Consider the following 22,741-nt stretch of genomic DNA (forward strand, 5'->3'; position numbering starts at 1 on the left):
TTATTCTAGTTAAGTAAGGTTAAGAGGGCTTGCACTGGGTGTTTTGGTTGCCATTTTTCCAAGCGTTTCACTTGGCTGCGGCAAGAATAGCCTGTGGCAAGGCAATAATCAGGATTTTTGCCAGCCAGTTTTTTCTCCCACGAGCTAGCATAAATCGCTTTCGACATTGCAAGATGTTGTGTTTCGTGGCCAAATGTACCCGCCATTCCGCAGCAGCCCACGGTTTCCACTTGTAATGGTTGTCCAAAGGCGGCAAAGATTTCTTGCCATTCTTTAGGGCTATTTGGCAGCCCTGTGGATTCAGTGCAATGAGGGAATAAATGCCATTGTTGTTCTTCTGGTAAAGTGCGGTGGTTTTTTTGTGAATTTTTTATTCCCTGTGCGAATTGCTCAGAATGGAGTTGATTTTTTAGCCATTGATGGGCGGTAAGCACTTGGAAATCGCCACGTTCTGCGCCTAAAATTTCACGATATTCATCACGGTAAGACAGCACAATAGCAGGATCTACACCCACTAAAGGAATGCCTAACTTCGCCATTCGATTTAAAAATTCTGCTTGATTTTTCGCCGTTTTAGCAAAGCGAGTGAGGAAGCCTTTGATATGCTGTGCTTTGCCATTGGGTTTGAATGGCAGCAAAATTGGTCGATAGCCGAGCTTTTGGGTTAGCGCCACAAAATCCGCTACTACTTTGGCATCATAATAAGAGGTGAAAGGATCTTGTACGATAAGCAGCATATTTTGTCTTTCGGTTTCGCTTAACTTTTCTAGCTGTTCTAAACGCAAACCTTGATAGTTAAGGGCGACTAATTGCTGTTGCAAATTCGGTTGGCTTAATAAAGGCAAATCCACCATTCCTAAGGCTTTTTGTGCCAGTGGTTGGGTGATTTTAGCTGCGGTGAAAAAGTTAAAAAATTTCGGTGCTTTTGCCATATAAGGCGCAACCAGTTCCACATTTGACACCACATAATCTTTGATTGGGCGAGCATAACGTTGATGATAAAAATGCAAGAACTTGGCACGGAAACTCGGCACATCAATTTTTATCGGGCATTGGCTTGCACAGGCTTTGCACGAAAGACAGGTATCCATCGCGGCTTTCACTTCGTGAGAAAAATCATATTCGCCACGCGCTTTCTGCAGGCTATGGCGAATTTTAGCCACAAAATCGCTGAGTTTCATTTGGCTTTGGCGAAAATCTAACTGATCGGCAGAAATATTTTGATTAGCTAGCAAACGCAGCCATTCACGCACCATCGCAGCACGTCCTTTCGGTGAAAACAAGCGATTTTTGCTCACTTTCATTGACGGACACATTGTGCTGTTTACATCAAAATTAAAACATAAACCATTGCCGTTGCAGTTCATTGCGCCAGAAAATTCTGCTTTCATTTGAATTGGAATTTGGCGATCTTGATCTGCGCGCATTGGCGATAGGATAGAGTAAAGCGCTTGTTCGCTGTCAAGTGCGGTGCAAATTTTACCCGGATTTAGGCGATTTTGCGGATCGAACAGGGTTTTGATGTAACGCAGTTCTTGCCATAATTCAGGCGTGAAAAAGGTTTCGGCATATTGCGAGCGCATTCCTTTGCCGTGTTCCCCCCAAATTAGTCCGCCGTATTTGTGTGTTAGATCTGCCACTTGATCGGAAATTTCTTTAAACAGTTTCACTTGTTCTTTGTCGCATAGATCAAGGGCAGGGCGAACGTGTAGCACGCCAGCATCAACGTGGCCGAACATGCCGTATTCTAAGTGATGGGCATCGAGCAGCGCACGAAATTCACTGATGTAATCGGCAAGATGTTCAGGCGGCACGCAGGTGTCTTCTACAAAAGGAATGGGCTTAGCCGCACCTTTCGCATTACCGAGCAAGCCTACGGCTTTTTTACGCATCGCATAAATACGCTCAATGGAAGGCAAGTCGCTGCAAACTTGATAGCCGATAATATCATCTTGGTTTTGCGCAATTTTCTCATCAAGCTGGGCGCAAAGTTGTGCAACTTGTTTTTCAATCAGGGCTTTGCTGTTGCCAGCATATTCCACAATATTCAAGCCAAGAATTGGGTTTTCTTGATCTTCAGTAAGCAGATCTCTCACGGAGTGCCAAATGATGTCTTGTTTGGCAAGGTTTAGCACTTTGCTATCCACCGTTTCTACCGAAAGGGCATTGGCTTTGAGCATAAAAGGTGCGTTACGCAACGCGGCATCAAAAGAGCGGTATTTTATATTAATTAATGTGCGATATTGTGGGATTGGCGTGAGATCTAAAGTCGCTTCACAAATAAACGCAAGCGAGCCTTCTGAACCTGTTAAAATGCGTGAAAGGTTAAATTCAGATTCGTCATTATTAAATACATTTTTGAGATCGTAACCGGTTAAAAAGCGATTAAGCTGTGGCAAATCACGTAAGATTTCAGGGCGTTTTTGTTGGCAACGCTGGAAAATTTCTTGATGTAAATGACGGCTGCGCTGAGAAAGCGGTTGTTGCTGTAATGATTGCTCGAAATCTGCGGTTTTCAGCGCGTGGGTATCAATTACTTCACCATCGATTAAGACAGCACGCAAACCTAAAACGTGATCGGAGGTTTTGCCATAACGCAATGAGCCTTGTCCTGAGGCATCGGTGTTGATCATTCCACCTAGTGTCGCGCGGTTACTGGTGGATAATTCAGGCGAGAAAAACAGCCCATAAGGTTTCAAAAATTGATTCAGTTGATCTTTTACCACACCTGCTTGCACTTTTACCCAACGCTCTTGTACATTGAGTTCAAGAATTTTCGTCATATAACGGGAAAGATCCACAATAATATTATTATTTAAGGCTTGCCCATTGGTGCCTGTACCACCACCGCGAGGGGTAAAGGTGAGCGAGAGGTATTTTTCTTTTTGAGCGAGTTTAGTGAGGCGCACCACATCTGCCGTATTTTTAGGGAATAAAATGGCTTGTGGCAGTTGCTGATAAACACTGTTATCCGTTGCAAGACTTAAGCGATCCGCATAGCTTGAAGCAATATCGCCGGTAAAATGTTGGCGTTTTAATTCATTGAGATAATCTGAAACTAAAGGGGATAATTGTGGAATATCAGTTAATGAAGGTAGCATAATCAACTCTTAATTTTTGGCCCATAATCGATCAAATGAAGGAAATTTTAGCATATTCTACCAAAAACACACAGGGACAATTTGCCGTAAATTGAGTGAGATAGGGAGTAAAACAATAAAAAACCTGTTTAAAAAATGTTCATCTAAATGTGGTTTTTACTACGGAAAAATAGGGCTAAAACGATTTAATTGTTTAAATTATAAGCTAATGGGCTAAAAATCGTTTGATTTTCTTTTTTATCAGGTCGATAATATAACCACTTAAAGTTTAGGTTAAATAAGAAATCTGAATGGGTTCTAGCCTTTCTTTAAGTGATAGAACAAAGGTTATTTCCTTTTTAGGCTATTTAACTGACATTAATTTTATAAAAAAGTTTTGTTTTTTTATAAAAAGCGTTTAAGATCAGAAAACACACTTAGACGGTGTTTTAGGTTTTTTTAGTTTTAATAACTAAATCAACGTTTATTTTTAATTTAATGATGACTAAATAATAGAGGATCATCCAAATGAAAAAAACTGCAATCGCATTAGCTATCGCTGGTTTAGCAGCAGCATCAGTACAAGCAGCTCCACAAGCAGGCACTTTCTATGCAGGTGCTAAAGCTGGTTGGGCATCTTTCCACGATGGTTACGGTCGTTTAGAAAACAATGCAACATTCGGTGTTTTACGTAATTCTGTAACTTACGGTGTATTCGGTGGTTACCAAATCGTTGATAACTTAGCTGTTGAAGTTGGTTATGATGATTTCGGTCGTGCAAAATTACGTAACAAAGGTGTTACAGTTGCTAAACACACTAACCACGGTGCGCACTTAAGCTTAAAAGCTAGCTACCCAGTATTAGAAGGCCTAGATGTTTATGGTCGTGTTGGTGCAGCATTAATCCGCTCTGACTACAAAAACAAAAAAGGTGTTGCTCAAAATGCAACTCTTTTAGGTGCAGATGCGCACAGCTTAAAAGTATCTCCAGTATTTGCAGCTGGTGTGGAATATAACCTTCCATCATTACCAGAGTTAGCATTACGCGTTGAATATCAATGGGTACAAGGTGTTGGTCGTTTAGAACAAAACGGTCACCGTGTAGACTACACTCCAAACATCGGTTCTGTAACAGCTGGTTTATCTTACCGTTTCGGTCAAGGTGTTCCATTCGTAGCGCCTAAAGAAGTTTCTAAAACTTTCTCTTTAAGCTCTGATGTAACTTTCGCATTCGGTAAATCTAACTTACGTCCAGAAGCGCAAAACACATTAGATGGTATCTACGGTGAAATCGCACAATTAAAATCTGCAAACGTTGCAGTAGCTGGTTACACTGACCGTATCGGTTCAGAAGCATCTAACTTAAAATTATCACAACGTCGTGCAGAAACAGTTGCTAACTACTTAGTATCTAAAGGTGTTTCTCAAAACGCTATCTCTGCAACTGGTTACGGTGAAGCAAACCCAGTAACTGGCGTTAAATGTGATTCTGTTAAAGGTCGTAAAGCATTAATCGCTTGTTTAGCTGACGATCGTCGTGTAGAAATCGCAGTTAAAGGTCAAGAATAATTTTATTCGTGATTTAAACCTTTAAGAAAAAGACCTAAACGCAAGTTTAGGTCTTTTGTTATTTATACTTCATAACTTTTATTTGATAGGTGAAAAATGAAAAAGTGGATTATCGCAATTATCATCGCAGTGATTGCCGGTTTTATGCTAATCACAAGTTATAATGGTTTGGTACAAGCGGAAGAAAAAATTGATTCTGTGTGGGCAAACGTAGAATCGCAATACCAACGCCGTGCAGATCTCATTCCAAATATTGTGAATACGGTAAAAGGTCAGGCTAATTTTGAGAAAGAAACCTTAACAGGTGTCATGGAAGCCCGTGCAAAAGCAAGCCAAACAAAAATTGATCCAAGCAATATGACAGAAGAACAGTTAGCGCAATTCCAGCAACAACAAAATTCTGTGGGATCAGCCTTATCTCGCCTGTTAGTTACTGTAGAAAAATATCCAGATCTTAAAGCGCACGAAGGCTTTATGAATTTACAAGCACAATTAGAAGGCACGGAAAATCGCATTAATGTAGCTCGTGATAAATTTAATGAAGCGGCGCGTGAATATAACCAAAAAATTCGCCAATTCCCTACTAAGTTTGCGGCAATGATTTTTGGTTTTAAAGAAAAGCCTTATTTTAAATCATCAGCCGGTTCAGAAAATGCGCCAGTGGTGAATTTTAACTAAAAGAGCGGTGAAAAATGGGATTATTTTCCAGACTTCCTTTTGATAAAAAAGCAATCGAGGCGGCAATTGTTCGCCTCGAGCAACAAAGTTCAGCAGAATTACGGGTATATATTGAACGTCATATGCCTAAATCTGACAGCCAAAATGCCAGTGTTACACGGGCTTTATCTGTTTTTGAGCAATTGGAAATGCATCAAACCCAAGCACGGAATGGCATTTTGATCTATATTGCTTATAAAGATCAGCAGTGTGCGATCATTGGTGATAAAGGGATTGATCAATATGTTGCAGCTGATTTCTGGCAGCAGCAATGTGTAGAAATGACAGACTATTTTAGACAAGGTATCTATACGCGAGGCGTAGTGAAAATTATTGAAAATATGGCGAAATTACTGGCAAAACATTTCCCAATTCAACCAGATGATATTAATGAATTGGATAATGAGGTGATTATTAATGATTAAATTGCTAAAAAGTGCGGTGATTTTTTTCAGTATTTTTTTCTCGATAAATAGTTATGCCGTTAATTTTCCTGCACCACCAAATCCTTTTCATTATGTCAATGATTACACAGGGACTTTAACCCCCTCAGAAAGACAATTACTTGAAAATAAACTGATTGCTTATTCTAAAGAAACCAGTTCGCAGATTGCGGTGGTATTAATTCCAACTACGGGAAATTATGATATTGCGCAATATAGCTTTGAGTTGGGTGATAAATGGGGGATTGGGCGTAAACAGCTTAATAATGGCGTATTAATGCTGATTGCCGTAAATGATCGCAAAATTTTTATTGCTACAGGGCAGGGGCTTGAAGGTGCATTGCCAGATGCTTTCCTTGCGCAAATTATCCGTAATGTGATTACGCCTGCTTTTAAACAAGGACATTATTCACTCGGCATTGATCGCGGATTGGATTACATCATTGCAGCAAGCAAAGGAGAATATGATCCTGCAAAAGATGAGCCAGAATGGACGGATTACATTCCTATCCTAATGATTGCATTATTTATGCTAGTAGTGCTTTTTGGTGAGCTAAACTGGCGCCGTACGCCTTATATTAGCCCAACAACCAACCATAATGGTGAGATCTTGCGTAGAACTTCAACTATTCGCCGCAGAGGTGGTGGATTTGGCGGTGGTTTCGGCGGAGGCGACTTCGGTGGCGGTTCTGGCGGAGACTTTGGCGGTGGTGGCTTCGGTGGCGGTGGGGCTGGCGGAAGTTGGTAATACCCGATTATTTTACTCGGGTTATTGGTATCTCAAGCCCCTTATGCTACAATCAGCCCACTTAATTCAAAACGAGGATAATTATGGAAACCTTAGAACGTATTAAAAAACAAATTGCTGAAAACCCTATTCTTATTTATATGAAAGGTTCACCGAAATTCCCTTCTTGCGGATTCTCTGCAAGAGCGGTAGAAGCCCTAATGAATTGCAAAGTGCCTTTTGGCTATGTGGATATTTTGCAAAATCCAGATATTCGTGCAGAGCTACCAGCTTATGCAAATTGGCCAACGTTCCCACAGTTATGGGTAGAAGGTGAGTTAATTGGTGGTTGTGATATTATTTTAGAAATGTATCAACAAGGCGAATTACAAACCTTATTAAGTGAAGTGGCAGCACGTCATCCACAACAATAAAATGAAAAAACCTGACAGATTGTCAGGTTTTTTTATTAATTTCGCATCGCATTTTTCATAATACGATCTTTGGCAACTTTCCATTCGCGATCTTTAATGTCATCACGTTTATCGTGTTGTTTTTTCCCTTTCGCGACACCAATTTTAATTTTTGCCCAAGGGCCTTTCCAATAAAGAGAAAGGGCAACAATGGTAAAGCCATCACGGTTTGCTTTGCCGAAGAGTGAAGCTAATTCTCGTTGTTTTAACAATAACTTACGCGTACGCGTTGGGTCACACACAATATGCGTTGATGCCACGCTTAACGGCTGAATAGTCGCACCAAATAAATAGGCTTCGCCATTTTTAAAAATAATGTAGCTGTCGCTAATATTAGCTTTGCCCGCACGCATTGATTTCACTTCCCAGCCTTGTAAGGAAAGGCCTGCCTCAATTTCATCTTCAATAAAATATTCGTGTCTAGCGCGCTTGTTTAAGGCAATGGTATTTGATGTCTGTTTTGGTTTTTTCTTTGTCATTTTCGTTAAGGTATTCTAATAAAATTGTTATGTATTTTACCTAATCTAGGGAAAAATCGCAAAAGCCCTTGCGTTGCTAAGCGATCTTTATCACAATGAGAAACAAACGTTTAAATTGAGTAACCATTTATGAAATATAAGAATTTACGCGATTTTTTGCAGCTGTTGGAAGCGCAAGGTGAGCTAAAACGCATTACGCAAGAAATTGATCCTTATTTAGAAATGACCGAAATTTCCGACCGCACTTTGCGGGCTGGTGGGCCAGCGTTATTATTTGAAAACCCGAAAGGCTTTGATATTCCCGTATTGTGCAACTTATTTGGCACAGCAAAGCGGGTGGCGTTAGGAATGGGGCAGAATGATGTGTCAGCCTTGCGTGAAGTGGGGAAGTTACTGGCTTTCCTTAAAGAACCTGAACCGCCAAAAGGGTTTAAAGATTTATGGACAACCTTACCGCAATATAAGCAAGTGCTAAATATGCCCGCGAAAGTGTTAAGCAAAGCACCTTGTCAGGACATTGTACTCAGTGGCGATGACGTGGATTTATACCGCTTGCCGATTATGCAATGCTGGAAAGATGACATCGCACCGCTTATCACTTGGGGGCTAACCATTACCAAAGGGCCGAATAAAAAACGGCAAAATTTGGGGATTTACCGCCAACAGTTGATTGGCAAAAATAAATTGATTATGCGTTGGCTCTCGCACCGTGGGGGCGCATTAGATTTTCAAGAATGGAAAGAGCAAAACCTTGATAAACCTTTTCCTGTTTCTGTGGCATTAGGCGCTGATCCTGCAACGATTTTGGCGGCCGTAACGCCTGTGCCTGATAGCCTTTCTGAATATGCTTTTGCAGGATTGTTGCGTGGCAACAAAACGGAAGTGGTGAAATCGGTGAGTAACGATCTTGATGTGCCAGCCAGTGCGGAGATCGTGTTGGAAGGCTATATTGATCCCAATGAAACAGCATTAGAAGGGCCTTATGGCGATCACACGGGCTATTACAATGAGCAAGAGTATTTCCCGGTGTTTACTGTTACCCATATTACAATGCGACAAAACCCGATTTATCATTCCACTTATACAGGGCGTCCACCTGATGAACCAGCGATTTTGGGCGAAGCGTTAAACGAAGTGTTTATCCCGATTTTGCAAAAGCAATTCCCTGAAATTGTAGATTTTTATTTACCGCCTGAAGGTTGCTCTTACCGTCTTGCGGTGGTAACGATGAAGAAACAATATGCCGGCCACGCCAAGCGTGTAATGATGGGCGTTTGGTCTTTCTTACGTCAATTTATGTATACCAAGTTTGTTATCGTGTGTGATGATGATATTAACGCCAGAGATTGGAAAGACGTGATCTGGGCGATCACCACGCGTAGCGATCCTGCGCGCGATTGCACCATTGTGGAAAACACGCCCATTGATTATTTGGATTTTGCTTCGCCTATTGCAGGGCTAGGTTCTAAAATGGGCATTGACGCCACCAATAAATGGCCCGGCGAAACTAACCGCGAGTGGGGTGTGCCTATTAAAAAAGATCCTGAAGTAGTCAAACGCGTGGACGAAATTTGGGAAAGTTTACAGATTTTTAGCTAAATCTAGCTAGAAAGTGCGGTGATTTTTACCGTATATTTTTTACTTATACTATATTTTTTACTTATACTTAGGAAAGCATTATGAACAAACAATTCTCACCATTATTTGAACCTTATCGTTTAAATAATCAAGTTGAAATCAAAAATCGTTTAGTGGTTGCGCCAATGACGCATTTTGCTTCAAACCCTGATGGGACATTGAGCGAGCAAGAGCGTCAATTCTTGCAGCATCGTGCGCAGGATATGGGAATGTTTATCACGGCAGCAACATTAGTGTCTGAAAGTGGTAAGGCATTTCACGGTCAGCCTGAAGCCATTAAAGAATCTCAGCTTGAGAGCCTTTCACAAACTGCCGATTTGCTTAAAAAACAAGGCACAAAGGCTATTTTACAACTTCATCACGGTGGTAAGTTAGCATTAAATGAATTGTTAAATGGCAAAGATAAAGTTGCGCCTTCTGATGATGCCGAAACAGGCGCAAGAGCCTTAACTGAAGCAGAAATCGAACGCATTATTGCGGATTTTGCACAGGCTACCGATCTTGCGATTAGAGCGGGTTTTGATGGGGTAGAAATTCACGGTGCAAACGGCTATTTGTTGCAGCAATTCTTTTCTGCACAAAGCAACCAGAGAACGGATAAATGGGGCGGTGATTTGACTCATCGCTTACGTTTTCCATTAGCCGTGGTTGATGCAGTGAACGCAGTGCGCGAAAAATATCAGCAGCCTGAATTTATCATTGGTTACCGTTTATCGCCAGAAGAACCAGGGGAAAACGGCATTACAATGACGGAGACGTTAGCGCTTGTTGAAGCATTAGCACAAAAAACCTTGCAGTATTTACACGTTTCTTTATGGGATTTCTACAAGAAAGTACGCCGTGGAGGCGATACTCAAATGGCGCGTTTAGCCTTAATTCATCAACAGTTAAATGGCCGCTTGCCATTAATTGGTGTGGGGAATTTATTTACCGCAGAACAATTATTAGCCGCCTTGGATACAGGCTGGGTGGAATTCGTTGCCGTGGGGAAATCCGTAATGATTAATCCAACGTTAGCCACCTTGATTAAAGAAGGAAAAACGCAAGAAATTATCACCGCACTTGATCCAGAAAAAGCGGATCATTACGACATTCCAGATGTGCTGTGGAGCTTATGCGTTAAAGGCAGTCCTTGGCTTCCACCAGTAAAAGGGCAGGACTGGCAACCTGTTGATCTATAGATATGGATAAAAAAATAGCAAGGAAATTTCCTTGCTATTTTTTATTGCACCTTAAGCTTAAGGCCGTTTAATCAAACGCTTACGCATTTTGATGTTGATCATTTCGACTACCACGGAGAAGCCCATTGCGAAGTAAATGTAACCTTTTGGAATGTGGAAATCTAAGCCTTCACCAATTAATGCCACGCCCACTAAAATCAAGAATGAAAGGGCAAGCACTTTCAGTGTTGGGTGCGATTCCACAAAATCACCAATTGGCTTGGCAGCCAGCATCATTACACCAACGGCAATCACAATGGCCAAAATCATCACGCCAATTTCGCTTGCCATTCCCACCGCGGTGATCACGGAATCCAGCGAGAATACAATATCTAAAATGGCAATTTGAATGAGTACGCTGAAAAAATTCACTTTTTTTGCCGCACTTTGGTCTTCGCCCTCTTCTTCTGGCGTCATTGCGTGGTGAATTTCGTGGGTGCTTTTCGCCACCAAAAATAATCCGCCCACGATTAAAATAAGATCACGTCCTGAAATTTGTTGCGAGAAAACTTCAAATAACGGCTCAGTGAGTTTCATTAACCAAGAAAGGGAAAGCAATAATAAAATACGGGTTGCCATTGCCAAACCTAAGCCGATTAAACGCCCTGATTGGCGTTGTTGAGCAGGCAAACGCCCTACTAAAATACTGATAAAAATGATGTTATCAATACCCAGCACAATTTCTAATGCGGTTAGAGTAAATAAAGCCACCCAGGCTTCGGGGCTGGCGATCCAGTCAAACATAATAAGTTCCTTATAGATTAAATCTAAAGCGAACAATAATATAGATTTCTGGCCTTAATGGAAAGGAAAATCAGCCATTTTGCTGAAATTGTTGCAGGATTTCGTGGGTGAAATTTTTGCGTAAATAAAAGCCGAGCGGTAAGGTGTCAATCGTCTCGCCATTTCGCCCAATGCCTTTAGTTAGCGCTTTGCTATTTGCGCCTTTGGGGCGAAGTTGCAGCACTTCACCAAGGCGCGCGGTGATTTCATCAAGACGACCAAATACGATATATTCCATTAGTTCTTCCCAATCTTGCTGCAAACGTTGTTCTTGCTCAGGCGAGGGCTGCCATAAAATAGGCTGCCCAATATGACGTTCAGCAAGGGGAATGGTGCGTTCGCCTTCAATGGGAATCCACAGCACTTTAGATAATTTATGGCGAACGTGAGAAGATTGCCAAGTGATTCCGCTATTTTGAATTAGCGGCGCAAGGCTGACGAAAGTTGTTTCAAGGGGCTTGCCTTGACGATTAATGGGTATCGTTTTAAGTTCAATGCCAAGATGGGCAAAATCTTGTTCCGCTTTGCTGCCCGCGGTTGCACCCAAGGCGGTTTCCAGCAACATTCCCACCCAGCCTTTATCCCGTTTCAAATTGGGCGGCACAGACATATTTAGTTCCTTGGCGACTTCACCAAAAGTGAGTCCTGCCAGCGATTGCGCAAGAGAGAGTAGGGCTTGTTCGGAGTTTGGGCTATTCATAAAGTGCGGTGCTTTTTTATCCAGTTTTTGTTAGCGTTGATACTTTTTCAATAATTTCTGTTTGACGTATTCCACGCCTTTATCTACATAAGCAATATTTTCTAACTGTAATAAATGGCGTTTGGCAGGCAATCCGCCGCCAAATCCTGTTAGCTGACGTGTTTTTCCTAACACGCGATGGCAAGGAATAATAATGCTAATTGGATTACTTCCCACCGCACCACCCACGGCGCGCACTGCTTTCGGCTTGTTAATGCAATTGGCTAACTCGCCATAACTTGTGGTTTTGCCATAAGCAATTTGGCAAAGCTGCTGCCAAATGCTTTGCTGAAAAGGCGTACCTTGTGGATTCAGCGGAATCTCTGCAAAATCTTCTTTTTCACCATTAAAATAACGGGTTAATGCCGCCGAAACTTGCGCAAAGAGCGGGTGATTTTCCTGTAAAATCCATTTCGGATTTGGTGCAATTTGCTCCGCTTCTAAATCCAAATTGGTTAATTTGTTATCTTGGCTAATCATCAATAACCGCCCAATAGGGGATTGGTAATAGCAATAATAGATTTCGGACATGGGGAATTCTCTAAAATACGACATAAAAAAGCCTATCCATTAGGATAGGCTTATTATAATCCAATTCGCGTAAATGCCTAGTTCTTAAATTAGAAGCTATAATTTACGTTTAGGCCGTAAAGGTTGGCGCTAGATTTTGAACGATAGTCAGCTTTTACTTCAACTAAACCACCACCAAGACTTTGTGTTTCGGTAAAGTTGACTTTCTTACCGCGTAAATGAGCAAAACCGAAATCGACAGAAAGATTTGGGGTAAATTTATAGGTTGCCCCTAAGCTATACCAAGTACGATCGGTATCTGGAATTGACGCACTCGCGTGCTCAGTTGGTGCAGCTGCTTCATCATAAGCAATACCAGCGCGTAATGTTAGTTGATCATTAACAAGATAGCTTGCACCTAAGGCTACGCGTGTATTATCGCGGTATCTTTCTTCTTTGTGGAATGCAAGATCACCATTGCGAGAGCCTGCCGGCACGCTCTCATAAGTCGCGTGTAAATTTTTTAAACGACTCCACTCTGTATATTTGTAGCTATAATGCACAGCAAAAGCATCTGTTAATTGGTGGAAACCTGAGATTTCCCAATAACCCGGTAAATTTAACGTTAATGTTCCTGCCCCTGTATAAGGCATTACACCATATGGCATATAACTTACCGCATTACGATCTTTAAATTTAATATCAACTTTTGAATGATAAGCTAAACCAAGACGGTTACGTTCATTAAATTCATATACTAAACCAAGATTATAACCAAAGCCCCACGCACTGCGATCTTCAAGATGAGTTAATACTGTTTCACGGCTACTAATTCCTTGACTTGCTGCACTTAATTGAGCCGCAGCAGTCGCAGCCTGAGTTGCATAAGGTGTATTAGCCAATTTCGTAGCATTCGCTTGAGCCGCAGCTGCACCATTGCGTAAACCATCAGCAATAATCCCCGCTGTGCGTTCAACTTCAGCTTTCGCATAAACAGCATTAATACCTGCACCAACACTAAAACCTTTAGCAACACGATAAGCCCCACTAAAGTTTAGATTAATTGTAGTGAGATCTGTCGTTCCGCCAAAAATCCCTGCTGAATAATCACGGTCATATTCACTTTTCAACCCGAAGTTGACATTCATTCCAGCCCCTAAGGCCACTTTATCGTTAATCGGTGCGACATAATATAAATTTGGGACAAACGCACCAGGCACAACATTATTATTATCCGCATTTCCTTTCGCAACGGGTTGACCATTTAGGGTTGCTGTTGCTGTGCCATCAACCCGAATTTTTGAATCCACATAAACCCCACCCGCACTAAATTGGTTGGTTTTAAACAAAGTCATTAAAGCTGGGTTGGTAGCCACCACAGAAGCGTTATCAGCAATAGCTGCTTCACCGGCATAAGCACGGCCAAGGCCTGAACTTGAAACTTCTGCTAATTGGAATGCTGCTGCTTGCGCACCTCCAGCGACAGCCAATAATGCAGAAGAAAGAAGTGTTTTAGTAAAAAGTGTTTTTTTATTCATAGTGAACCTTTTTGTTGTTCTGTTGTCTTTAAATAATCGCCTTGGATTGTAAATAAAGGTTACTACTATCGCAAACAAATTCGACCTATGCCTTTACAGCTCTGACCAGTTAAGTTTCTGCAAATATAGTGAAAGTGCGGAGTTTTTGTAGAAATTTTTATAGGATAAAAAATAAAACGCCCCTTAGGGCGCTTTACCATTTCAATTTCACTTTTCAGTTATAAAAATGTCCATAACAAAATGGCCAATAATTGTGGTGAAATAATCCTTAAGAACATTACGAGTGGATATACCGTGGCATAAGAGAGCGCCGCAACACCGCTGTCTTCTTTAATGGCATTGGCAAAGGCTAAAGCAGGTGGATCGGTCATTGAGCCTGCAAGCAATCCGCATAAAGAGAGATAGTTTAATTTGAGATACAGTCGTGCGATAAGCGCGGTTGTCATTAATGGAATAAAGGTTATTAAAATACCATAGCCCATCCATTCAAGCCCAGAGCCATTAACGAGTGTATCCACAAAGTTACCGCCAGATTTTAACCCGACTACGGCAAGGAACAGAACGATGCCAATCTCGCGTAAGGCTAAGTTGGCACTTGGTGGCATAAACCAGTAGAGTTTTCCGATACTACCAATTCTGGCCAAAATCAGCGCGACCACTAATGGCCCGCCAGCTAAACCAAGTTTAAGTGCTACTGGGAAGCCTGGAATATAAAATGGAATGGAGCCTACAAGCACACCTAAGCCAATTCCGATAAAGACAGGAAGCATTTGTACTTGTTGCAGTTTTTGTTGCGCATTGCCGATTAATGCAATGGCGTTATCAATCACATCAGAGCGTCCGACAATGTGTAGTACATCACCAAATTGTAAGGTGGTATCAGCACTTGGCACAAGATCTACCCCTGCACGGTTTAGGCGAGAAATCACCACGCCATATTTTTGATGAATACCAAGGGATTTAATTTTTTTACCGAGTACTTTTTCATTGGTAACCACAATGCGCTCGGAGCGTAAATCCCCTGTGAGCGTAGAACGTGGCACATCAACTTCCTCGCCAATCACTAAACGCATTTTGCGTAAGGTGTGAGATTCCCCCACCAAGTGCAATAAATCATCAAGGAAAATTTCGGTATCTGCGTTAGGAACACTCACATTCTCACCACGTTTTAGGCGAGAACACACCACATCTTTACTTTCAAAACCGGGGATTTCGACCAACGGCAAACCATTTAAGTTAGGGTTAGTAACGCGCACATTAATTGAGCGAAGGCTTTCTTTATCTTGTCCACTTTCTTTTTGTGAACGCAGTGCTTCTTCATCAATTTTTATCTTAAAAAACAACCGCACTAGCCACATTGTGAGCAAAATTCCGCAGATCCCAAAAGGATACGCAACCGCATAAGCCATACCCATATGGCCTGTGGTTTGCGTCATTCCTAATTCAGACAGAATTTGTTGCCCAGCCCCCAAAGACGGCGTGTTGGTTACCGCACCAGAATAGATCCCCAAAATAACATCAAGTGGCACTTCTGCTGCTTTATATAGCACCACCACACTCGCTGCACCGAGTAGTACAATGAGCATCGCTAAGCCATTGAGTTTTAAGCCAGATTCGCGTAATGAAGCAAAGAACCCCGGCCCCACCTGAATACCAATGGTGTAAACAAACAAAATGAGTCCAAACTCTTGAATAAAATGTAAGGTATGGGTGTCTAAATGCAGGCCATATTGATTGGTGAAGTGGGCGACAATAATACCACCAAATAGCACGCCACCAATACCTAAACCCACGCCACGGATTTTGAAATGCCCGATCCATAGCCCCACAACAGCAACCAGCGCAAGAATACTGATTGTGACTGCAATCTCGCTCATAACAACCTCAAAAATTGAATTTCACTAGAGAAAATTATACCAATCTCTAGGTAGAAAGCATAAATTAAAGTCTAAAAGTTTAATCTACATCACATTTTTCTTGTAAGTGCGGTGATTTTTGCTTACATTTTTTGAACAAAGTTAAAATTTAGCTCTCTAACAAAGCAGAATTTTTATTCGCTTTTACTCGGAATTACAATAATGAATTGGTCAGAAGTCTTGTTATCTTCTTTGCAATGGATCTTGCAAAGTTTACTTATTGTCAGCATTGTTTTTACGCTTATTTTTAGTCTATTAGTAAAAACAACAGATTGGGCAAGTCAATTTTGGCGCTTGGCTCAACCTTATCTTTCAGTGAAAAAAAATTGGCGTCCGTTTGCTTACTTTTGGGTGATCATTTTCTTTAATTTGATCTCAGTGCGCTTGGATATTCTTTTTTCTGAATGGTATAACGCAATGTACACCAGCTTGCAGGAAATGAACGTAACGGTTTTTTGGCAGCAAATGATCGTTTTTTCACTGCTTGCAACAGTTCACGTTTGTAACGTACTTTTAACCTATTACATCTCTCAACGTTTCACCATTCAATGGCGAACTTGGTTGAACCAACATTATTTAGACAAATGGATCAAAAACAAAGCCTATTACAAAACTCAATATGGCATAACGCAGTTAGATAACCCCGATCAGCGTATTCAACAAGATATTGAATCCTATATCAGCCGCTCACTGAGCTTTGCAACAGGCGTGATCTCTTCCAGCGTTTCTTTAGTAGCATTTACCCTGATTTTATGGAATCTTTCTGGCCCAATGGCAATTTTAGGCATTGAAATTCCCCATATGATGGTATTTCTAGTGTTTACTTATGTGCTGATCACAAGTTTGATTGCCTTTAGAATTGGACGACCATTGATTAAGCTCAATTTTGCCAATGAAAGACTTAACGCAAATTATCGTTATTCTCTGATCCGCCTGAAAGAATACGCTGAAAGCATTGCATTTTATCGCGGTGAAAAAATGGAACAGAATCTACTGGTGCAACAATTCAACCGCATTATTGGCAATATTTGGCAATTAATTTACCGCACTTTAAAGTTATCAGGCTTTAATTTGGTGGTTTCTCAGGTTTCCGTGATTTTTCCATTGCTTATTCAAGCCGTGCGTTATTTTAACCAACAAATCAAATTAGGCGATTTAATGCAAACCGCGCAAGCTTTCGGAAAAGTGGAATCGGCCTTGTCCTTTTATCGTAATGCGTATGATGATTTTGCCGCTTACCGTGCCGTATTGGATCGTCTAACTGGTTTTCAAACAGCAATCGAACAAGCAAGCCAACCAACAAAAATTCAATTACACCAAACCAATGGCCCATTGCAGGTTGAAAATTTAACGATTCAAACACCAAATGGCGAAATTTTATTAGAAAATCTCATGCTGAATTTACAACAAGGCGATTATTTACTAATTCAAGGTGATTCTGGCGTGGGAAAAACAACCTTATTACGCAGCTTAGCAGGACTTTGGCCTTATGCAGAAGGAACTGTGAGCTACCCAACAGAACAAGCCCTATTTCTATCTCAAAAGCCTTATCTTCCACAAGGACGCTTAATCGATGCGCTTTATTATCCCGCATTAGCCGATGAAAATGTGGATTTCACAAGCATCGAACAGATTATGCAACAAGTAAATCTTGGCCATCTTAGTGATAGACTAGAACAAGAAAATGACTGGACACGAGTGCTTTCCCTTGGTGAGCAACAACGCCTAGCATTCGCCCGCTTATTATTGCATAAACCACTTATCGCTTTTCTTGATGAAGCTACGGCAAGTATGGATGAAGGGCTTGAAGATGCAATGTATCGCCTAATCCGAACCGCATTACCGAATACCACTATTATCAGTGTGGGTCATCGTTCTACCTTGCTAAAACACCACGCTCTACAACTTAAAATTCTGCCGACTAAAAAATGGGCATTGTTAAAATGAAAAACAAATGAGGTGAAAATTTGGCAAAATAGTACCGCACTTTTTGAGCCACTAAGGATAATCCTTAATAGTTTAGGTGACGCTTTGCATAGGAAAATCGGAAAGACTAGGCTTATCAACATAACCTAGTCTTTTCTATTTTATTTTGTGAAGCTGATCAAAAATTTTAGTTTTATTTCATAACAAAATAGAATAAAAGTGATAGAATTTTTGCGATTTACATATTAAAAGGAGTTGATATGAAACTTGATGAATTAGCTAAATTAGCTGGTGTTTCTCGCACAACGGTGAGCTATGTTGTTAATGGCAAGGCCAAACAATATCGCGTGAGTGATAAAACCATTGAAAAAGTGCAGTCGCTAATCAAAAAATACGATTTTAAACCGAATGCGATGGCGGCTGGGTTGAGAGCGGGAAAAACCAATACCATTGGGTTGATTATTCCTGATTTTGAAAATATGAGCTATGCGAGAATTGCTCATCAGCTTGAACAAAAGTTTCGTGAAAAAGGTTATCAGTTGCTGATTGCCTGTTCTAATGATAATCCAAATAATGAGATGGCTTGTGCCAAGCATCTTTTCCAACGCAAAATTGATGCGCTGATTGTTTCTACTTCATTGCCGGCGGATAATTTGTTTTATCAGCAAAGTGAAGTGCCAGTTTTTGGTTTTGACCGTAAGATCAGCGGGGATAATGTGATCAATGTGCTATCTGATGATAGAAATGATGCTTATCGTTTGGCGCAGGATTTGTTTAAACAGCAATCTTTTAATAACGTACTCTTTTTGGGCGCGTTACCTGAATTGCCAACCAGTAAAGAGCGTGAATTAGGCTTTCGTGAGGCATTAAAAGAGCGGTCAGAAAATTCGGTAGAATTTCTTTATAGTGGCCAATTCCACCGTGATTCTGCAGCGCAAACTTTTGAACAATGGCTTGTAACAAATTCGTTGCCAGATGCGTTGTTTGTTACGTCTTTGACATTGTTACAGGGTATATTCCAAGTGCTACTAAGACAGAATAAAGGGATTCCGCAACAATTAGCGATTGCTACTTTTGGGGATCACGAAATGTTGGAATTATTAGCCAATAAAACCTTATGTGCGGTGCAAGATCATAAGAAAATTGCCGATAAATTGCTTAATTTAGTGTTAGAACGGCTTAACCATAAATCTGAATCAGAAAGCTTACCAGAACCAACTAAGGTATTGCGCGATTTAGTTTATCATTGCTAATCAGCCAAAGGCGGTGGCGGCAGTGGTTCTGGTTTGCCTAAAAAGTGCGGTTCTTTTTCGATTAAAAGATCAAGCACCGCCTGTACTCTTGCGAAAAACTCGCGGAAACGTACAAAGGTATAACCACTCGGGTATTCCGCCGCAAAGCAGATTGCGTCAATATTATGATATTTGGCAATGAATAAAGCCCGTTCACAATGAAAACGCTGTGTAATAATGGTGATGGAATGGGCTTTAAACACTTGATCGGCGCGGATCACAGAATCTAAGGTGCGAAATCCTGCATAGTCGCGATACATATACTCTTCTGGCACCCCCATTTTTTTCAAATCTTTGAACATTGTGCGTGGTTCGTTATATTCCACAGTGCGGTTATCTCCGCTAAGCAGTAAATAATCTACTTTGCGTTCTTTAAATAGTTCACTTGCTGCATTCAAACGGTAAGAATAAAACAGATTTGGCGTATTTTTAGCGAAATATTTTGATGTGCCTAGCACCAACCCATAAGGGCGATAGGGTAGTTTATTGATGTCCGTATAAATACCTTGGCGAACGTAAAAGCCGATTGCCTGATCGATCAGCACCAAAACGAAAACACACAAAAAAAGACAAAACAGACTGTATTGCAAAAATTTGCGTGGTAGATAGCTCAGCCACCGAAAAGAAAAAAGGTAACGGAAAAAGGATTTCAGCATAAAATTCGTATTTTTTTATTTCTTACTCATCAAAATAATAAAAAACACTAGTAAATTCAAGTAAATTTATTCTAAAATACGTCTAGAAGTTTAGACGTCTAAAATTTCTTGACAAGGTATAGGGCTAAGGGTAGTTTATGTATCCTACCTTGGCAAGATCGCATCAATGAAGTAATGGATAGGCAATGGCAGTACAAACAGCAACACTCTTTACACAAACACCGCTCAACCTCACCTTAGGTGGGGAGCTTGGACATATTGATGTTGCTTACCAAACCTATGGCAAGTTGAATGCGGATAAAAGCAATGCGGTGCTGATTTGCCACGCCTTAACTGGCGATGCTGAACCCTATAATGATGACCCTAATCAAGCAGGTTGGTGGCAAAATTTTATGGGAGAGGGCTTGGCGTTGGATACGTCAAAATATTTTTTCATTTGCTCTAACGTGCTAGGTGGCTGCAAAGGCACAACAGGGCCAGCATCAATCAATCCACAGACACAAAAGCCTTATGGCAGCCAGTTTCCGCATATCCTTGTGCAGGATATCGTCAAGGTGCAAAAAGCCCTGATCGATTATCTTGAAATCCCCCATTTAAAAGGCATTGTTGGTGGTTCGTTCGGCGGAATGCAAGCCACTCAATGGGCGATTGATTATCCTGATTTTATGGATAATATCGTCAATCTTTGTTCATCTCTTTATTTTAGTGCGGAAGCCATTGGTTTTAATCACGTTATGCGCCAAGCCATTATCACTGATCCTAATTTTAATAATGGCGATTATTATGACGGTGAACCGCCCTCGCAAGGGCTGGCAATTGCGCGAATGTTAGGAATGCTCACTTATCGCACGGATATTCAGCTAGCCAAAGCCTTTGGACGTGCCACGAAAGTAGAAGGGCAGTATTGGGGCGATTATTTTCAAGTGGAATCTTATCTCAGTTATCAAGGTCAAAAATTTCTCGATCGTTTTGATGCCAATAGTTATTTGCATTTGTTGCGTGCATTGGATTTGTACGATCCTGCGTTAGGTTATGAAAGTACAGAGCAGGCATTGTCGCGTATTAAAGCGCGTTACACCTTGATTGGCGTGACTAATGATCAGCTTTTCAAAGCCGTGGACGTGAGAAAAAGTAAAACTATGCTTGAACAAGCTGGCGTTGATTTGAGCTATCACGAATTCCCTTCCGATTACGGCCACGATGCCTTTTTGGTGGCTTATGATGCCTTTGAAAATCCGATTAGGGCTGGTTTAGAAAATCTTTAGAAAAATTGAGAAAAAAACACCGCACTTTATGCAAAAAAGTGCGGTGTTTTCTCAATAAATTTTTCTACAACGGTTTATTTTTGATAGAAATACAGCCCTTGGAATGGCTCAAGGGTAAGCTGGTTTGCCACTTGTGGCTGGCTGGTTTGAATATGGCTGTTTTCGAGCAATGTCCATTGCTGATTTGCCAAATCCGCAGGCAGTTCAATTTGTTGTGGTTTACCCGTTAAATTGGCTAAAACTAACAATTTTTCCTCCGCACTTTCACGCAGATAAGTCCATACATCAGGTGAAGTTGGGTTGAGATCTTGATAGTTTCCCTCAATGAAAATCGGATATTGCTTACGTAAGGCGATGAGGCGTTGATAAGTATAAAATACCGATTGTTCATCTGCCAGCGCGTGTTCCACGTTAATCTCTGCACGTCCAACGCCAATCCAAGGCTCAACGTGGCTAAAACCGCAATAGCTGCCATTGTTCCATTGCATTGGCGTGCGGCTGTTATCGCGCGATTTTTGTGCCAAAATTTTCATTAATAGATCTTCGTCCATTCCCTGTTCACGCAGTTCGGCGAACATATTTAGGCTTTCTACATCACGATATTGGCTGATTTCGGTGAAATTTGGATTGGTCATTCCGATTTCTTCGCCTTGATAAATATAAGGCGTGCCTTCCATTCCGTGCAGCACCATTGCGAGCATTTTGGCAGACTGCTGATGCCATTTGCCTTCATCACCAAAACGAGAAACAATGCGTGGCTGATCGTGGTTGCACCAAAAGAGCGCATTCCACGCTTTGCCATGCATTCCTTGTTGCCAATAATTAAAAATTTGCTTTAACTCCACAAAATCTGGCTTGGCGTGCGTCCATTTTTCGCCATTTGGATAATCCACTTTTAGATGATGGAAATTAAAGGTCATTGATAATTCCGAACCTTGATTGTTAGCATATTGCTGACAATGTTCAAGGCTTGTGGAGGACATTTCGCCCACCGTCATCAGGTTGCGCGGTTGGAATACTTCACGGCTTAATTCTTGCATAAATTCGTGAATGCGCGGGCCATCAGTATAGAAACGGCGGCCATCACCTTGATTATCATTAGGAAAATCTTGGTTTTTGGAAACCAGATTGATCACGTCTAAACGCAAGCCGTCCACGCCTTTGTCTGCCCAGAAATGACAAATCTTTTGTAATTCTGACCGCACTTGTGGATTTTCCCAATTCAGATCCGCCTGTTCCGTGGCGAAAAGGTGCAAATAATGTTTGCCAACGCGCTCATTCCATTTCCACGCATTGCCGCCAAATTTAGAACGCCAATTATTCGGTGGCGTCTTGGCATCATCACCACGCCAAATATAAAATTGATGATAAGGGCTTTGCGGATCTTGCGCCGCTTTGAACCATTGATGCTCCGTTGAGGTGTGGTTAAACACCATATCCATAATAATACGGATATTGCGTTGATGCGCTTGCTCAACCAGCTGTTCAAAATCTTGCATTGTGCCGCAAGTAGGATCAATAGCGCAATAATCGGCTACATCATAGCCATTATCCACCTGTGGCGATACATAAATTGGTGTGATCCAAATAGCATCTACGCCCAGTTTTTGCAGATAATCTAAACGCTGAATTATGCCTTGCAAATCGCCAATGCCGTTGCCTGTGGTATCTTGGAAACTTTTCGGATAAATCTGATAAATTACCCCATTTTTCCACCATTGCGGACGAGATTGCGCAGGCCAAAGTGCGGTGTTTTTTTCTGTCATTTTT

Annotated in this window: 19 protein-coding genes; 10 read left to right on the forward strand and 9 right to left on the reverse strand. The window is 41.3% G+C overall.

What is annotated here, in order from left to right:
- Positions 1-5 precede the first annotated feature (5 nt).
- Entirely contained in the window at positions 6-3,101 is a 3,096-nt protein-coding gene (ydiJ, locus tag DYC50_RS06550; RefSeq protein ID WP_115249497.1) for a D-2-hydroxyglutarate dehydrogenase YdiJ, read from the reverse strand.
- A 507-nt stretch (positions 3,102-3,608) separates the two neighbouring features.
- Between ydiJ and ompA the strand changes: the two genes are divergently transcribed.
- The 5 genes from ompA to grxD all read left to right on the forward strand — a co-directional run bounded on the left by ompA (position 3,609) and on the right by grxD (position 6,970).
- Entirely contained in the window at positions 3,609-4,649 is a 1,041-nt protein-coding gene (ompA, locus tag DYC50_RS06555) for a porin OmpA (protein WP_115249498.1), read from the forward strand.
- 96 nt (positions 4,650-4,745) lie between these two features.
- Complete coding sequence (locus DYC50_RS06560) at positions 4,746-5,327, forward strand: LemA family protein (protein WP_115249499.1); 582 nt, start codon at positions 4,746-4,748, stop codon at positions 5,325-5,327.
- 14 nt (positions 5,328-5,341) lie between these two features.
- Entirely contained in the window at positions 5,342-5,791 is a 450-nt protein-coding gene (locus DYC50_RS06565; RefSeq protein WP_115249500.1) for a TPM domain-containing protein, read from the forward strand.
- Positions 5,784-6,557 carry a TPM domain-containing protein gene (locus tag DYC50_RS06570; RefSeq protein WP_115249501.1) on the forward strand — a complete coding sequence of 258 codons (774 nt, stop codon included), beginning with the start codon at positions 5,784-5,786 and terminating at the stop codon, positions 6,555-6,557. Before DYC50_RS06565 ends, DYC50_RS06570 begins: the two co-directional genes overlap by 8 nt.
- 83 nt (positions 6,558-6,640) lie before the next feature.
- On the forward strand, positions 6,641-6,970 hold the full coding sequence (gene grxD / locus DYC50_RS06575; protein WP_115249502.1) for a Grx4 family monothiol glutaredoxin: 330 nt from the start codon (positions 6,641-6,643) through the stop codon (positions 6,968-6,970).
- Between the two features lie 35 nt (positions 6,971-7,005).
- Here the strand turns inward: grxD and smpB are convergent, their stop codons facing one another.
- Positions 7,006-7,488 (reverse strand): SsrA-binding protein SmpB, encoded by a 483-nt coding sequence (smpB, locus tag DYC50_RS06580; protein ID WP_103853116.1) that lies wholly within the window; start codon positions 7,486-7,488, stop codon positions 7,006-7,008.
- 129 nt (positions 7,489-7,617) lie between these two features.
- Between smpB and ubiD the strand changes: the two genes are divergently transcribed.
- On the forward strand, positions 7,618-9,087 hold the full coding sequence (gene ubiD, locus DYC50_RS06585; RefSeq protein ID WP_115249503.1) for a 4-hydroxy-3-polyprenylbenzoate decarboxylase: 1,470 nt from the start codon (positions 7,618-7,620) through the stop codon (positions 9,085-9,087).
- Positions 9,088-9,167: 80 nt separating this feature from the next.
- Complete coding sequence (locus DYC50_RS06590) at positions 9,168-10,307, forward strand: NADH-dependent flavin oxidoreductase (protein ID WP_115249504.1); 1,140 nt, start codon at positions 9,168-9,170, stop codon at positions 10,305-10,307.
- 57 nt (positions 10,308-10,364) lie between these two features.
- Here the strand turns inward: DYC50_RS06590 and DYC50_RS06595 are convergent, their stop codons facing one another.
- From DYC50_RS06595 to DYC50_RS06615, 5 genes are all read right to left on the reverse strand, one after another.
- Positions 10,365-11,090, reverse strand: a complete 726-nt coding sequence (locus DYC50_RS06595; protein WP_115249505.1) for a TerC family protein — start codon at positions 11,088-11,090, stop codon at positions 10,365-10,367.
- A 70-nt stretch (positions 11,091-11,160) separates the two neighbouring features.
- On the reverse strand, positions 11,161-11,829 hold the full coding sequence (gene mutH / locus DYC50_RS06600) for a DNA mismatch repair endonuclease MutH (protein ID WP_115249506.1): 669 nt from the start codon (positions 11,827-11,829) through the stop codon (positions 11,161-11,163).
- A 30-nt stretch (positions 11,830-11,859) separates the two neighbouring features.
- Entirely contained in the window at positions 11,860-12,399 is a 540-nt protein-coding gene (locus DYC50_RS06605) for a methylated-DNA--[protein]-cysteine S-methyltransferase (RefSeq protein ID WP_115249507.1), read from the reverse strand.
- Between the two features lie 89 nt (positions 12,400-12,488).
- Positions 12,489-13,916, reverse strand: coding sequence for an outer membrane protein transport protein (locus tag DYC50_RS06610; protein ID WP_115249508.1), 1,428 nt, complete (start codon positions 13,914-13,916; stop codon positions 12,489-12,491).
- Positions 13,917-14,134: 218 nt separating this feature from the next.
- The gene (locus DYC50_RS06615) at positions 14,135-15,793 is read right to left on the reverse strand and encodes a putative transporter (RefSeq protein ID WP_115249509.1); all 1,659 of its coding nucleotides are present in this window, start codon (positions 15,791-15,793) and stop codon (positions 14,135-14,137) included.
- Positions 15,794-15,994: 201 nt separating this feature from the next.
- Between DYC50_RS06615 and DYC50_RS06620 the strand changes: the two genes are divergently transcribed.
- Together DYC50_RS06620 and cra are read left to right on the forward strand one after the other, a co-directional pair.
- A complete protein-coding gene (locus DYC50_RS06620) occupies positions 15,995-17,779 on the forward strand; it encodes an ABC transporter ATP-binding protein/permease (RefSeq protein ID WP_115249510.1) in 1,785 nt (594 codons plus the stop codon).
- A 239-nt stretch (positions 17,780-18,018) separates the two neighbouring features.
- Positions 18,019-19,011 (forward strand): catabolite repressor/activator, encoded by a 993-nt coding sequence (cra, locus tag DYC50_RS06625; RefSeq protein ID WP_115249511.1) that lies wholly within the window; start codon positions 18,019-18,021, stop codon positions 19,009-19,011.
- On the opposite strand, the gene DYC50_RS06630 is transcribed toward cra, so the two are convergent.
- A complete protein-coding gene (locus DYC50_RS06630; protein ID WP_115249512.1) occupies positions 19,008-19,706 on the reverse strand; it encodes a SanA/YdcF family protein in 699 nt (232 codons plus the stop codon). The two genes, cra and DYC50_RS06630, sit on opposite strands and share 4 nt — an antisense overlap.
- 185 nt (positions 19,707-19,891) lie before the next feature.
- Between DYC50_RS06630 and metX the strand changes: the two genes are divergently transcribed.
- A complete protein-coding gene (gene metX / locus DYC50_RS06635) occupies positions 19,892-20,971 on the forward strand; it encodes a homoserine O-acetyltransferase MetX (protein WP_115249513.1) in 1,080 nt (359 codons plus the stop codon).
- Positions 20,972-21,045: 74 nt separating this feature from the next.
- On the opposite strand, the gene treC is transcribed toward metX, so the two are convergent.
- Positions 21,046-22,737: an alpha,alpha-phosphotrehalase gene (treC, locus tag DYC50_RS06640; protein WP_115249514.1), complete on the reverse strand. Its 1,692-nt coding sequence runs from the start codon at positions 22,735-22,737 to the stop codon at positions 21,046-21,048.
- Positions 22,738-22,741: the final 4 nt, after the last annotated feature.

The sequence above is a fragment of the Avibacterium avium genome, assembly GCF_900454535.1.
Classification (GTDB): Bacteria; Pseudomonadota; Gammaproteobacteria; order Enterobacterales; family Pasteurellaceae; genus Avibacterium; species Avibacterium avium.

What these genes read in the sequence shown, in the direction of transcription:
- DYC50_RS06615 (WP_115249509.1), bottom strand. Translation starts at nt 15,793, where the DNA reads ATGAGCGAGATTGCAGTCACAATCAGTATTCTTGCGCTGGTTGCTGTT.
- DYC50_RS06595 (WP_115249505.1), bottom strand. Translation starts at nt 11,090, where the DNA reads ATGTTTGACTGGATCGCCAGCCCCGAAGCCTGGGTGGCTTTATTTACT.
- treC (WP_115249514.1), bottom strand. Translation starts at nt 22,737, where the DNA reads ATGACAGAAAAAAACACCGCACTTTGGCCTGCGCAATCTCGTCCGCAA.
- DYC50_RS06560 (WP_115249499.1), top strand. Translation starts at nt 4,746, where the DNA reads ATGAAAAAGTGGATTATCGCAATTATCATCGCAGTGATTGCCGGTTTT.
- smpB (WP_103853116.1), bottom strand. Translation starts at nt 7,488, where the DNA reads ATGACAAAGAAAAAACCAAAACAGACATCAAATACCATTGCCTTAAAC.
- DYC50_RS06620 (WP_115249510.1), top strand. Translation starts at nt 15,995, where the DNA reads ATGAATTGGTCAGAAGTCTTGTTATCTTCTTTGCAATGGATCTTGCAA.
- DYC50_RS06590 (WP_115249504.1), top strand. Translation starts at nt 9,168, where the DNA reads ATGAACAAACAATTCTCACCATTATTTGAACCTTATCGTTTAAATAAT.
- cra (WP_115249511.1), top strand. Translation starts at nt 18,019, where the DNA reads ATGAAACTTGATGAATTAGCTAAATTAGCTGGTGTTTCTCGCACAACG.
- DYC50_RS06610 (WP_115249508.1), bottom strand. Translation starts at nt 13,916, where the DNA reads ATGAATAAAAAAACACTTTTTACTAAAACACTTCTTTCTTCTGCATTA.
- grxD (WP_115249502.1), top strand. Translation starts at nt 6,641, where the DNA reads ATGGAAACCTTAGAACGTATTAAAAAACAAATTGCTGAAAACCCTATT.
- mutH (WP_115249506.1), bottom strand. Translation starts at nt 11,829, where the DNA reads ATGAATAGCCCAAACTCCGAACAAGCCCTACTCTCTCTTGCGCAATCG.
- ubiD (WP_115249503.1), top strand. Translation starts at nt 7,618, where the DNA reads ATGAAATATAAGAATTTACGCGATTTTTTGCAGCTGTTGGAAGCGCAA.
- DYC50_RS06605 (WP_115249507.1), bottom strand. Translation starts at nt 12,399, where the DNA reads ATGTCCGAAATCTATTATTGCTATTACCAATCCCCTATTGGGCGGTTA.
- DYC50_RS06570 (WP_115249501.1), top strand. Translation starts at nt 5,784, where the DNA reads ATGATTAAATTGCTAAAAAGTGCGGTGATTTTTTTCAGTATTTTTTTC.
- ydiJ (WP_115249497.1), bottom strand. Translation starts at nt 3,101, where the DNA reads ATGCTACCTTCATTAACTGATATTCCACAATTATCCCCTTTAGTTTCA.
- DYC50_RS06565 (WP_115249500.1), top strand. Translation starts at nt 5,342, where the DNA reads ATGGGATTATTTTCCAGACTTCCTTTTGATAAAAAAGCAATCGAGGCG.
- metX (WP_115249513.1), top strand. Translation starts at nt 19,892, where the DNA reads ATGGCAGTACAAACAGCAACACTCTTTACACAAACACCGCTCAACCTC.
- DYC50_RS06630 (WP_115249512.1), bottom strand. Translation starts at nt 19,706, where the DNA reads ATGCTGAAATCCTTTTTCCGTTACCTTTTTTCTTTTCGGTGGCTGAGC.
- ompA (WP_115249498.1), top strand. Translation starts at nt 3,609, where the DNA reads ATGAAAAAAACTGCAATCGCATTAGCTATCGCTGGTTTAGCAGCAGCA.